The organism is Lacrimispora sp., from assembly GCF_032078915.1.
Lineage (GTDB): Bacteria > Bacillota > Clostridia > Lachnospirales > Lachnospiraceae > Lacrimispora.
This window is the reverse complement of record NZ_DAMAUN010000032.1, coordinates 1-12,476: the sequence shown is the minus strand read 5'-3', so window position 1 is coordinate 12,476 and position 12,476 is coordinate 1. Positions and strand designations below refer to the sequence as shown.

At 42.9% G+C, this 12,476-nt stretch carries 10 protein-coding genes and 1 pseudogene; all 11 read right to left on the bottom strand.

Translation table 11 applies throughout. The features are described from left to right. Positions 1 to 19: 19 nt before the first annotated feature. Complete coding sequence (locus tag RT269_RS13865) at positions 20 to 1,348, bottom strand: sodium-dependent transporter (RefSeq protein WP_313183422.1); 1,329 nt, start codon at positions 1,346 to 1,348, stop codon at positions 20 to 22. Positions 1,349 to 1,359: 11 nt separating this feature from the next. Beyond that, positions 1,360 to 2,043 (bottom strand): UDP-N-acetylglucosamine pyrophosphorylase, encoded by a 684-nt coding sequence (locus RT269_RS13860; RefSeq protein WP_313183420.1) that lies wholly within the window; start codon positions 2,041 to 2,043, stop codon positions 1,360 to 1,362. A gap of 11 nt (positions 2,044 to 2,054) precedes the next feature. Then, positions 2,055 to 4,181, bottom strand: coding sequence for a DNA topoisomerase (locus RT269_RS13855; RefSeq protein ID WP_313183419.1), 2,127 nt, complete (start codon positions 4,179 to 4,181; stop codon positions 2,055 to 2,057). A gap of 372 nt (positions 4,182 to 4,553) precedes the next feature. After that, positions 4,554 to 5,510 carry an NAD(P)-dependent oxidoreductase gene (locus RT269_RS13850; protein WP_313183418.1) on the bottom strand — a complete coding sequence of 319 codons (957 nt, stop codon included), beginning with the start codon at positions 5,508 to 5,510 and terminating at the stop codon, positions 4,554 to 4,556. Positions 5,511 to 5,547: 37 nt separating this feature from the next. After that, entirely contained in the window at positions 5,548 to 6,987 is a 1,440-nt protein-coding gene (locus tag RT269_RS13845) for a glycoside hydrolase family 5 protein (RefSeq protein WP_313183417.1), read from the bottom strand. Between the two features lie 42 nt (positions 6,988 to 7,029). Beyond that, positions 7,030 to 7,938 carry a hypothetical protein gene (locus RT269_RS13840; RefSeq protein ID WP_313183416.1) on the bottom strand — a complete coding sequence of 303 codons (909 nt, stop codon included), beginning with the start codon at positions 7,936 to 7,938 and terminating at the stop codon, positions 7,030 to 7,032. Further along, entirely contained in the window at positions 7,925 to 8,818 is an 894-nt protein-coding gene (locus RT269_RS13835; protein ID WP_313183414.1) for an SMP-30/gluconolactonase/LRE family protein, read from the bottom strand. The genes RT269_RS13840 and RT269_RS13835 overlap by 14 nt, the downstream gene beginning before the upstream one ends. Before the next feature lie 5 nt (positions 8,819 to 8,823). After that, positions 8,824 to 9,849 (bottom strand): aldo/keto reductase, encoded by a 1,026-nt coding sequence (locus RT269_RS13830; protein ID WP_313183412.1) that lies wholly within the window; start codon positions 9,847 to 9,849, stop codon positions 8,824 to 8,826. Between the two features lie 71 nt (positions 9,850 to 9,920). After that, positions 9,921 to 10,607 (bottom strand): response regulator transcription factor, encoded by a 687-nt coding sequence (locus tag RT269_RS13825; protein ID WP_312444173.1) that lies wholly within the window; start codon positions 10,605 to 10,607, stop codon positions 9,921 to 9,923. Positions 10,608 to 10,612: 5 nt separating this feature from the next. After that, on the bottom strand, positions 10,613 to 12,136 hold the full coding sequence (locus RT269_RS13820; protein WP_313183410.1) for a sensor histidine kinase: 1,524 nt from the start codon (positions 12,134 to 12,136) through the stop codon (positions 10,613 to 10,615). 30 nt (positions 12,137 to 12,166) lie between these two features. Continuing rightward, positions 12,167 to 12,476, bottom strand: a pseudogene (locus RT269_RS13815) (carbohydrate ABC transporter permease); the annotation flags it as partial.

Genomic DNA, 12,476 nt, shown 5'->3' with positions numbered 1-12,476 from the left:
TTTCTTTTTGACTTTATTTTTATCCGATTCCTTTATACAGGATGCTAAGTGCAAACACTAACGCAGCAAGAAAAACATAGATGTATTTTGCAGTAAAAAGATAAGCCGCCCCTAAAGGCTTCTTCCTTCCCCTGTTTAATTCTTCCATGATCTTTCCATCTTTTAAAACCCAGTAAATCATGATGGAGCATAAAACAGCGCCAAAGGGAACTACGTATATTGTAATCAGATCCATAAAGAATCCCATATAAGGCTCGTATTCTATGAAGAGTCCTGGAATAAACACCGCTGCTCCTACCAAAAAAATAGCCTTCTTGCGGGATAAGTGCAAGTGGGTCTGTACCGCCTCTGAACACACCTCAAGCATGTTTACCAGAGAAGTCACCCCTGCAAACAATACGGAAAGGAAAAACAGTACTGCCACCCATCTTCCTGCCGGAATCATGGAAAAGACCTTTGGTACTGTAATGAACATAAGAGGCGGGCCGCTTGCAGGGTCCATCTGGAAAGCAAATACCGCCGGAATGATTGCAAAACCAGCCAATAGCGCAGCAACCGTGTCTAGTAATGCAGTGGTGACAGCTGCCTTGGGTATATCTTCTTTTTTATCCAGATAACTTCCGTAAATGACCATTCCGGAGCCTGTAATGGATAAGGAAAAGAATGCCTGTCCCATGGCCATCACCCAGGTTTCCGGTTTCAGTAAGTACTCCCATCTGGGAACCAGCAGATATTCATAACCTGCCAGAGCGCCAGGAAGAAAAAAGACCCGGACCGCAATGATCGCAAACAGGATGAAAAAAGACGGCATCATGATCGCATTCACTTTTTCAATCCCTTTTAATACCCCACCTGCCAGTACAACCACAGTAAGGGCCACAACAAGGAAATGCCAGGGTACACTGCCAAATTTTCCTGTCATGCTGGAAAAGTATACCGTTGCATCCGTATTCATCATCACACCGCTTAAGGATCCGAACAGGTACTTAAGAACCCAGCCTACAATGATGGCATAGCCAATGGCAATGCCAAAAGACCCGATCAAGGGAATTGCACCAATAAAGGCGCCTCCCTTTTTTCCTCTGGTCTTCATGGCATAGTCGTAAGAACCAATAGGGCCTGTCCCGGTCAGCCTTCCAAAGGCAAACTCACCGGAAAGACCGACCATGCCAAACAAAAAAACAAAGCCAAAATACACCAGTAAAAAAGCGGCTCCCCCATACTGGCCCAGGCGGTATGGAAACATCCAAATGTTTCCCATACCTACCGCAGAGCCAACAGAGGCGAGAATAAATCCGATCCGCGAACCAAAGGTTCCGTTTTTCGCCGCAGTTTGTTGATTATCCATTTTACGGTTCCTTATTCCTCGATTATTTTTCTCTCTACGATTTCACCCTGATTTTTATAGATGGAGTTAGCGTCTACACAGCCTCTGACGCAGGAAAGAGGATAAATATTGGATTTCGGTCCGATCACGGTTCCTGGATTTAAGACTGCGCCGCAGCCAACTTCCGTGAAATCGCCTATGATCGCACCGAACTTCTTAAGACCGGTCTCAATATCCCCGTCTTCTGCATGAACCGTTACCAAAGACTTATCGGATTTTACGTTGGAAGCCAGAGAAGAAGCACCCATATGAGACTTATAGCCTAAGATGGAATCTCCTACATAGTTATAATGAGGAACCTGTACACCATCGAAAAGAATGGAGTTCTTAACCTCAGAAGAGTTTCCTATTACAGCGCCTTCTCCAATGATTGCATTGCCTCTGATAAATGCACAATGACGGATCTGTGCGCCCTTGCATATGATCACATTCTCACCCATACAGGCTGTCGGCGGAAGATTAATGGATTTATGGATCCATACTGCTTTTCCCACATGAACATACTCATCCTTTGGAAGGCGTTGTCCCAGGGACACAATGAATTCACTGATTTTCGGGATAATTTCCCATGGGTAAGTAGCCTGTTCAAATAATAATTTTGCTATCGTATGGGTAGTATCAAATAAGTCCTGGTTTGTCATATCTTCTTTTTTCATTTTATAATCTCCTATTTTTGTTTTTTATAATTAGCTGCCGCAGCATCAAATACACCATGCAGATCGTAATGATTGTTGAGTCTTAAAACTCCTGCGGTCCGCCCGGCAACAAAATTCTCCAGCTTCTGCATATATTCATCCGGGGTTATGGATCCCTCGGCTACGTAAGTCAGCCCTTTTTCCCAGCTTGCCGTCAATTCCGGATTAAGAAGCTGTCTGATGGAAGCATTGACTACGTCGAAAATCATCTCTCCCAAAAGAGTGGGAACAATTACCTGGGTCTTGCTGTTTAAGGAAAGATATTTGATGTTGCACAGCTTTTTTAAAATCTCAGCCCGGGTAGCACTGGTTCCAATTCCGCTTCCCTTTATCTGGGCGCGCAGCTCTTCATCTTCAATAAGCTGCCCGGCGTTTTCCATGGCTAAGATCATGGAACCGGAAGTATAGCGCTTGGGAGGGGAGGTTTCTCCTTCCTTAATCGTCAGCTTTTTAAGAGGAAGCTTCATTCCCTTTTTCAGGGTGCCAAGCATGGCAACGAATGCTGGATTATCCATTTGTTTCTGAGAGGATTCCTGGTTGTTCTCCTCTTGTCCGTTGTCCTCAGAAGGCGCTTCACCATTTCCTTCATCCGGCTGCTTCTTTTTTCCCCAGGACACCTCTGCGACTTTTAAATAGCCCGCTTCCAGCATAACTCGGAAATTGGCATAAAAATGTTCCTTTCCAGGCGCCTGATTCGGGGCGGGATCTGCAGTGGGACCCACTGTATCCGCCACAAGCTCCAGGGCATATTTCTGATAAACAGCCGGGGGATAAAAGACACTTATAAATCTTCTTGCTATGACTTCATAAACCTTCAATCCCAGGGGAGACAGTCCCCTTAACGCGGCAAGTCCCTGACCGGTGGGTATGATGGCATAGTGGTCCGTTATCTGCTTATCATTGACGTACCTGGTTTTTTCAATGGTCTTAAAAGATCCCTTCTCCATAACCTCTGCCGCTGCTTCTGCCAATGGTTCAAAGCCTTTAAGCCCGGCTATGTTCTTATGAATCTCCTTTGCAACCGCCGTAGATAAAACTCTGGCATCCGTTCTTGGGTAAGTGACCAGTTTCTTCTCATAAAGCTCCTGAACCTGCTTTAAGGTCTCATCAGGACTGATCTTAAACATTCTGGAACAGTCATTCTGAAGCTCAGCCAGATTGTAAAGCAAGGGAGGATTCTTTGTTTCCTTTTTCTTTTCTATGGAAGCAACGGTTCCTTCCATGGGATCCATGAGAGACAGGGTGTTTATCAGCTCTTCCGCATATTTTCGTTCCTTAAAGCCGTTTTCCTTATAAAGGAACGGGGATTCGAAATATTTGGATCCAGGAGCGCTTCTCCACTCCCCGTCAAAATCCATACCCGATAATTCCGGGTTCGCTGCATCCTCTCTGGAAAAGGTTCCGATTACACGGTAAAACGGTGTTTTAACAAAGTCCCTAACCTCCCGTTCTCTCCGCACCACCATCCCCATGACACAGGTCATGACCCGGCCGACGGATATTACCGTATTCTTCCCGCTTTTTAAGTAATTGGAAATATGCTGCCCATATCTTAGTGTGAGCAATCGGGAAAAATTAATTCCCATGAGATAATCTTCTTTCGCCCTTAAATAAGCAGAGGCGGAAAGATTATCGTATTCGGATTCATCCTTTGCTTCCCGTATGCCTCTTAAAATCTCATCCTCTGTCTGGGAATCGATCCATACACGTTTCTGCTTCTTGTCCCTCACTCCTGCCATTTGCGCCACCAGGCGGTATATGTACTCTCCTTCCCGCCCGGAGTCCGTGCATACATAAATGGTATCCACATCAGGACGGTTTAGCAGACTGCTTACAATCTTAAATTGTTTTTCAGCGTTTGGAATCACCTCATACTTAAATTCCTTGGGAAGAAAAGGAAGCGTGGATAAGCTCCACCGCTTGAATTTGGGATCATAGCTTTCCGGATAGCTCATCGTTACCAGATGCCCTACGCACCAGGTTACGATCACCTGATCCGATTCTATATATCCATCCCTGCGCCTTCCATTCGCCTTTAAAGCATTGGCAAACTCCTGGGCCACACTTGGTTTTTCTGCAATGTATAACGATTTCGACATATATCTACCTACCGCCTTATGATAGTAACCTGTTCATTATAACACTAAAATTCATGAATGGCAAATCTTTCTGATAACTATGCCTTTGCGGAACCTTTCCGGGTGTTCATTTTTCCCTTCTCTAAAAAGGCGACCACTGGACTTTTCAAAAGATAATGGAACAGCCGGATTTTCAATTACAGCATGTCTACCGCGCCCTTGGAATTCTCGCAAAGGAATCTGATTCCATTTAAGCATAGCTTAATAAAAACTGCCCTAATAATTATAAGTTTTCCCAATTTTCATGTTGTATTTCTCACTTCTGCAAACAAAAAACGAGGTATTTTGCAGTTGAAAAATTTTCCAACTCCGAAATACCTCGTTATTTACATTTTAATCACCAAGTTTTACGTTAATTGGCTCCCCATCCAGCCAAGCCTGTACATTTTCAAAAGCGATATCTGCCCGGCGAATCATTGATTCTTTCGATGCAAAACCTATGTGAGGTGTCAGCACCGTGTTTTTAGCGTGCAAGAGCGGCTGTGAGTCAGGAATCGGCGGTTCCTGGTCAAATACATCAATAACAGCGGCTGCTATCTGTCCAGTATTTAGTGCAGTCGCAAGTGCTTCGGAGTCGATGACCGGCCCCCGGGCCTGATTGATGAGTACAGTAGACTTTTTAAGCAGTGCCAGACGCTCTTTATTGATCAAATGATGAGTTTCCTCTGTAAGCGGAAGGTGTAAGGAGATAATATCGCTGGTTTTTAAAAGTTCTTCCAGTTCAACAGCCGGAACCCCATCATAAACCTCTCCCACTTTTAAAAACGGATCATATGCCTGTACACTGCACCCAAATGCCAGCGCGATTTTTCCAACGGAACGCCCAATGGCTCCAAAACCCACAATACCAAATGTCTTGCCAAACAGCTCTGTTCCCACCAAGCCGTCCTTGGTTCTTCCTTCACGGGTTGCTGCATCACAAGGAATAATGTTGCGCAGTGCAGCGATGGCGGATCCAAATACCAATTCTGTAACCGATACCGTTGCATACCCTTGGGCATTGGAAACCAAAATATTTTTGGCCTTTACATTTGCAGCCGGCACATGGTCAACACCTGTAAATGCCACAGAAATCATTTTTAGGTTCTTAGCAGCATCTACCAGTTCCGGGGAAAGGGGACTATTGGCGATAATGATCGCATTGGCATCCTTTGCCAATTCCAGCTGCTCCTCTTGGGTCAGGGATTTTGTCGTAAGTGAAACGCTGTGGCCTGCTTCAATGAATGGCTTCGCCAATTTTTCCAGATAAGCTGCTTCTACTGCCAGTGGTTCTAACATTGCTATCTTCATGCATTGTTCCTCCTATAATTCCTTTTTATCTCTTTCTTTATTTGGCAAGTGCAGATTTAAGAATCTCATGATAAGCATGATTCACCTCACAGTTTTCAAACAGAAAGGCACTCATAATCCGCTCTATGTCTTTATATGTAACATTTGCAAAACGCTTCGCATACGACGGTTGAAGCATCGCAGCTGCAAACCCGGTCAAGGCCGCATAATTAAAGGTATATGCCGTATCGTTTAAATTCAGCTCTGTGTTTTGTGAAGTGGTAAGAATCAAATCCGCAAGCGCGCGAGACTGGTTTCTGCCAGGGCAATCCCAGTATTGGGCAACAAAATTTTCAGCCCCCAGTTTTCTCTTCATTTCCTGTACCGGTTCCACAATACACATATATTCTGACTTGGGGCTAAGAGTGACAAGTCCCATAATACCGGCATCCTTATAGGTCCAGGCTGTCCAGTTCAGTCCGGCTTCATTATAAATATCCAATTGATCCTTCATGGAATCGAGGCGGTATACCACATCTTCACTAGTTCCGTGATACTGGGAGCCAAATTCTCCTATGAGCAATGGGACATTATATTTTTCAGCATAAATCGTGCCTTCTTGAATTTGCAGCTCTAGTTTATGATGATTTTTGTCCCAATAGATGCCATTATAGTATCCAGGATATTTACCGGGACCAAACCCAGGGTTGGTATAGTTGTGGCTGCTGTAAACCAGATTCGAATCAAATGGTTCGTCAAACCCGGAAAACAGCCTTGCGTAATTATCCCCTTCCAAAAAGATCATATGCTTAGGGTCGATTTCACGGATTGCCGCACTGGTGCGTTTATAAAGATCATTGATACGAAACCAGTCAGGATGAAAGTTCTGATAAAAATCAAAGGGATGCTCCCCACTTGGATTGCCAGAGCTTGGCTCGTTTAACAGTTCGTATCCGGCAACAACCGCCCGGTTTGCATAATGCCTTGCGGTCTCCTGCCAAAAGCCAATCAGCCGATCCTGGAAATGGGAATGCCTCCATAATAATGAAACACCCCGTTCATTGTCAGAATGCCAGTGACAGTTTTGCCATCCGGGTGCAGCGTGCATATCTAAAATGGCGTATACACCGTATTTTTCACATAAATCCAAAATTGCATCCAGTTTTTTATAAGCATTCTGATTGTAGACAAATGGCTTATCATCCGATTCAAAATGCCTGATATTTAAAGGCAGGCGGACGCAGGTTGCTCCTGTTTGAGCGATAAATTGAATGTCTTTTTCTGCAAAAAAATTATCACTCATCAATTCAAAAAACTGCTCACCTTTACTCTTTCCCAAAATTTGCGAAATATGATTTCGAATTCCACTTTCCGTTCCCGGATAGGCATTGATAAAATCTTCCAGATTCATCCACCCGCCAATACAAATCCCGCGCAGGTATATGACAGAACCATGCTCATCGATGATATCTCTGCCCCTTGTTTTAAGAAAATCCATGGTATATCCTCCCTCATTAATTGAAGCTACCGTTGGTTGAAGCTATCGTTGGTTGAAGCTTAATACAAACGATGTTTCTATTTTTTCCTTTACTTTTAAAACGGTATAGGTATGATATTGAAGAGAATGTTCAAAACCTGAGAACAAATCATTTCCCGGTTCCACACCGCTTAAGCCCTCCTGATACAGCGAGCGCAGATAGGGAAACTGGTTAATATCCCAATTCAAACGCACTTCCAATTGATTCTCTTTGTTAGTCAATGCTGCTTCCCCTTTTTTCAGATGATTGTAAACGACAAACTCTGAGTTAGACAACACTGCCTTTTTCATGTCTGCTTCATAGGCTTCAAGTGGCTGTCCGGGACTTGCCATATGATCCCATGCTTTAAATGCCAGATCCGAATCAATTTCCAAAACAGCATCTTCCGGGTAATAAAAAATCGCATGCTGAGTCCAAGTAAAACTCATTTCTGTCTCTCCACGGTTTGTAACCGATTCCTCAATGAAAAGAGAGCTGGAATCCTCATACAATGTAAATGTCTTTTCTACATGCATTGGAAACACAGGTAAATCAACCCACAACCGGACACGGATCACTTCTTTTTCGTTTTTCTCCGTTTCGCAGTGCCAAGGAAGCGTTGCAGCAATGCCTCCATTATCCTGACCAAGTTCTATATTTTGATAGATTCCACGATGGGGAAGGGCATCTACCCATCCGCCAAGTAAATGGTCACTGTGATGAAGCAGCCGCTTCTCATGAAGATTCAAATGTTCAAAGTCATCCATTGGCACATCAGAGCGGTACAGGCAGTTATATTTAAGTGGCTTCCAGGTGAATTCCAGTAAATCACCACCTTTTCCGGCAAGAATAACGGCTTTGACAAAATCATTACTTAAAATGACCGTCTCAATACCATGACGATTTTCATAAGTCAGATTAACCATGATCATTCCCTTTCTGCTTTGGGATAATGCCGGAAATCGCAACTGGATAGGCATAAAGTGACGAACATGCCGCAATAAAAAGTACACGGTTATCCGGCCCACCAAAACAGAAATTTCCTGCAAATTCAGGAGTTCTTAGCACTGCAGCCGGTATTCCATCCGGTGTGATCACCCATAATCCACCTGGACCAGTGACCCAAACATTCCCTGCAGCATCTACCTTCATGCCATCAGGAGCACCATCTCCATAAGAGGGATCCAGAGTTGCAAACAATTTCAACTCACCAAAAGAACCATCCTCAAATAGATCAATTTTGAATATTTGCTGTAAATTTGTATCATTCACATATAAACTGCTTTCATCCGGTGTAAAAGCAAGGCCATTAGGTCTTCCAAGTTCCCCGGTTACCAGCGTCACCTCTCCTGTTTGTGATATCCGGTAAACCCCATCCATGTCCAGCTCTTTTTTCGCTCCCATCGCAGTGGAATAGGGATCGGTAAACCAAATGCTTCCATCACTCTTTGCCACAACATCATTGGGGCTGTTAAACCATTTCCCTTGATAAAAACCAGCAATCCGTTCACTTTTCTTCTCATCGGCGTAAGCAATGCGGTGAGCGCTGCTTTCCGTAGAGATAATGCGTCCGTCATAGCTAAGGCTTAATCCTACGGGCCGGTTGGCAGCCGTCCGGTATGGTACACTGCCTTCCTTTTTTGTCCACTTATAAATGATATCATTGGCGAAGTCCGTAAAATATAGACAGTTCTTTGCGATGTCCCAAACAGGTCCCTCAGAAAAGGAAAAACCTGTGGACAGTTTTTCAAACGAAGCATCCTTAAGAAACAGTTCCTCATACTTTGGAACAAAAAATATCAAATTATCCATTTATTTTACCTTCTATTGATGGTGCGTGGTACATACGGATTCAATTCCTCCAAAGGCGGGAAGATTTCATCCATACGCCGCAGCACACTTTCATCCAGTGTAATTTCCAACGAACGGAACAGTTCCTCCAAATCCTCTACAGAATTTGGTGCGATGATAATCGAATTGACTGCCGGATGACGCAATTCCCAAGCCAAGGTTACATTCGCCGGAGACTCACCAATTTCCACGCACAAGTCCGTGAATTCGGAAAGTTGTTTTTGGAGGTATTGAAAATGGAATTCTGCTTCCGCAGTGCGCTGATGTTTGTCAGGGTTTCTCATATCAATACCCAAAATCCCTCGAAATAACGGACTGAAAATCGTGATACCAATCCCCTGGTCCAAGGCCATAGGCAGCATTTCATGTTCTGCCAGGCGGTTTAAGGGCGTGTACAAATGCTGCTCGCTGACAATTCCCATAAAGCCTCGTGATTTCGCAACTGCCTGTGCCTTTACAATTTCCCATGCATCGTGGTTGCTTGCACCGATATAATCCACCTTGCCACTTCGTACCACCCCTTCAAAACCTTCCCAAATCTCATCCCAGCTGGTACCAGGGTCGTGCTTATGCATATTGTAAAGCTCAACCTTATCCGTCTGTAAACGTTTTAAGGATGCCTCTAAATGCCGTCTGATCTTATAAATGGAAAGTCCTTCACAATTATTTGGTCCATCGGTTTGATCCTGTTCAAAAATGCGGCCAACCTTCGTAGCCAGCACCGTTTTCTCTCTGCGTAAACCACCAGTTTTAAACCATTTTCCGATGATTTCTTCGGAAAGGCCTCTTGTGTCAAGACCTCCATAGACATTGGCAGTATCAAAGAAATTAATACCATGCTCCATGGCATAATCCATAATTTCGAACGCAGTTTTCTGGTCAACAACACCCCAATCGTGAAATCCTCTGCTGTCACCCAACCCAAAATTCGCGGTTCCAAGGCATAATTTGCTAACCCAAAGCCCGGTCGTTCCCAATCTGTTATATTGCATAGCATTACCCCCTTCTGCTAACATAAATTTCATCATACATCACCGTAATAACCTTTTGCCCGAATGGTTCCCTACAGTGAATGCTCATTCATAAAATCATCAAATTTCATTTTCTTTAGAAGATGGACAACCTCTTTCATATTTCTCATTTTAAACTTGTGAAGAATGCTGTTTATCTGGCTCTTTATGGTCGTTGATGTTACAAAACGGGACTTTGCAATATCACGGCTGTTGCTGCCATTAAAGAAAAGGCAAAGGATTTCAAATTCACTATTTGTCAGACTGGACATTATGTTAAAAACATATAAAAGGCTCTTTTGCTGCTCCTTCAGCCTGGTAAGCTCGCCGACGATCTTCTGTGCCACATGGGGCCGAAGCAAAAACTGATTTTGGTAGACATTTCGTATCGAATCGGTGATATAGGAGACCGAATCTGTTTTTAAAATATAATCCATAACGCCTACACAGTATGCCTGAAACAGAAGGTTGTCATCTTCCTGAATGGTCAGAATGATGATTTTGATATCCGGATTATCTTCCAGGATTTGCTCTGCCGCTTCCAAACCTGCAGTAGGTGATTCCATCAAAATATCCATCAAGATCACATGAGGTTTCAGCTCTTTGGCAAGTGCAATGGATTCAGCTCCACTCCCGGCTTTTGCAACAAGCTCCATGTCCAGTTCTTTTTCCAAAATTGACCCAAAATATTCGCGGATATCTTCGATGTCATCTACCATCATAACTTTAATTTTCTCCACTGTAATCACCGCGCTCCTTTCGTCAATAGAATTTCAAATATGGTATATTCATTTTGCCGGCTTCGAATCCGCATGTGGCCAAAATGTGATTTTACTACCCGAAAGGCAAAGGACAACCCTACCCCCCAATTGCTTTGCTTCGATTTCGTAGAAAAGTACGGTTTTTTGATTTTACTGATCTTATCACGAGGAATCCCGCATCCATTGTCAGTCATAGAAAAATATACCCAGTCGCGGCTTTCATCCACCGTAAGCGTGATACTTGGCGACCTAGTATCAGCCAGTGCATCCGCTGCATTTTCAAGCAAATTTGTTATGACCTGGCTCATATGGTAAAGATCATAGTTGCAATCAGCCTGTTTACAAAGGTAATTTTTTTCAATCCGTATCCTGGATGAAATCGAAGAATTTTGAAGGGACATATCGATAGCATCAAAAAAACTGCGGTTAATCGTTTTTAGATTCAAATCTTTTGTATTACTGATTGTCTGTGTCAAAGATTCGATGTGGCTTTCACTTAATTCTAAGATTCTTTTCAGTTTTGTAAGGCCCTCTTCCGTACCATAAGAATTCAATGCTTCCTGTGCCAAAATCTTCAGATTAAAAATAACATTTTTTTCCGAATGCATGACATCTCTCATGTTTTCATGCAATTCCTGAAGATTTTTTTTGATATAGTATTCCTTCATATATGATAGCAGGTTCGTAGTTTGAAAACGTATTAAAAGATAGGAAATCACTAACAATACGAAAAAAGAAACCGCAGGTAAAATAACCACGTAATACTGAGGGACGGAACCAGCTTTTAAACTCCTCCAAAAACCGGTCTGCAAAACATTTTGTATATCAAATACTATATTGTCTGAAAAAAAGAAAAATCCAAACATGAAATTCAGTACACATATCGTTACCAGAAGACTGACTAACTGTTCAAAAAACAGTGTAAAATACCCTTTTCTATAATTGACGATCAAAAACAGTATAGGATATCCAAGATACAGATAAGCAAGACTTCTTAAAAAAACATGTACGGCAGTTATAAATAAAGGAAAGATCTGATTCATTTCCCGTTGTGCATGAAACTGTGCAAGATAAATGTGATACCCTACTTCAGGATGATAAAACACAAAATAAGCAACACAGTATGAAATTAAAAACACCTCTAAAACAACAGTTCTCTTGTGCCTGACCGGTGAACTCATTCTGATACACTTTGCAAACGAACGGACAAACAATAAGTTCATCAAGAAAAATATAAAGATGCCAATATTCCGGACCATCATAAGCGTTGTCATGGGAAAATGCATGGCACGGCTTATTCCCATAAATATCAGGGTATCCAACCGTCCAAGCAAGTCACCGGAACTGACATTGTAATTGCCTACACGCTGAATCTCCACGAGCAGTGTAATCATGGACAAACTGATGCTGGAAGCCATTCCGGCAAACAAAAAACTATACTGATTTTTGTGATCAAAAATCACGAGGAGTATTGAAAATAATAACATTAATGCAATTGTCAACGCCATATATACCCCTCCTGATCACACGAAATTTCATTATCCTTTTACGGAACCAGCCGTAAGTCCGGATATAAAGTTTTTATTAAAGAGAAGGAACACGATAATCATTGGAATAATGGATATCGCGGTACCCGCAAGCATAACATTCCAGTTGGAGGCTGCCTCGCCTGTGCTTTTTAAATTAACAACACCTACAACTAGTGGCATACGTTTGGGACTTGCCATTGTAAATACTAAAGGCATCATATAATCATTCCAGGCATTTCGAAACTCCAGGATACCAACCGTAGCAATCAGTGGTTTTAACAGCGGAAACATGATATGACGGTAAATACCAAAGAAACTG

Coding starts and splice junctions, on each gene's coding strand:
- RT269_RS13840 (WP_313183416.1), bottom strand. CDS start 7,938: ATGATCATGGTTAATCTGACTTATGAAAATCGTCATGGTATTGAGACG.
- RT269_RS13845 (WP_313183417.1), bottom strand. CDS start 6,987: ATGGATTTTCTTAAAACAAGGGGCAGAGATATCATCGATGAGCATGGT.
- RT269_RS13850 (WP_313183418.1), bottom strand. CDS start 5,510: ATGAAGATAGCAATGTTAGAACCACTGGCAGTAGAAGCAGCTTATCTG.
- RT269_RS13835 (WP_313183414.1), bottom strand. CDS start 8,818: ATGGATAATTTGATATTTTTTGTTCCAAAGTATGAGGAACTGTTTCTT.
- RT269_RS13860 (WP_313183420.1), bottom strand. CDS start 2,043: ATGAAAAAAGAAGATATGACAAACCAGGACTTATTTGATACTACCCAT.
- RT269_RS13865 (WP_313183422.1), bottom strand. CDS start 1,348: ATGGATAATCAACAAACTGCGGCGAAAAACGGAACCTTTGGTTCGCGG.
- RT269_RS13820 (WP_313183410.1), bottom strand. CDS start 12,136: ATGGCGTTGACAATTGCATTAATGTTATTATTTTCAATACTCCTCGTG.
- RT269_RS13855 (WP_313183419.1), bottom strand. CDS start 4,181: ATGTCGAAATCGTTATACATTGCAGAAAAACCAAGTGTGGCCCAGGAG.
- RT269_RS13830 (WP_313183412.1), bottom strand. CDS start 9,849: ATGCAATATAACAGATTGGGAACGACCGGGCTTTGGGTTAGCAAATTA.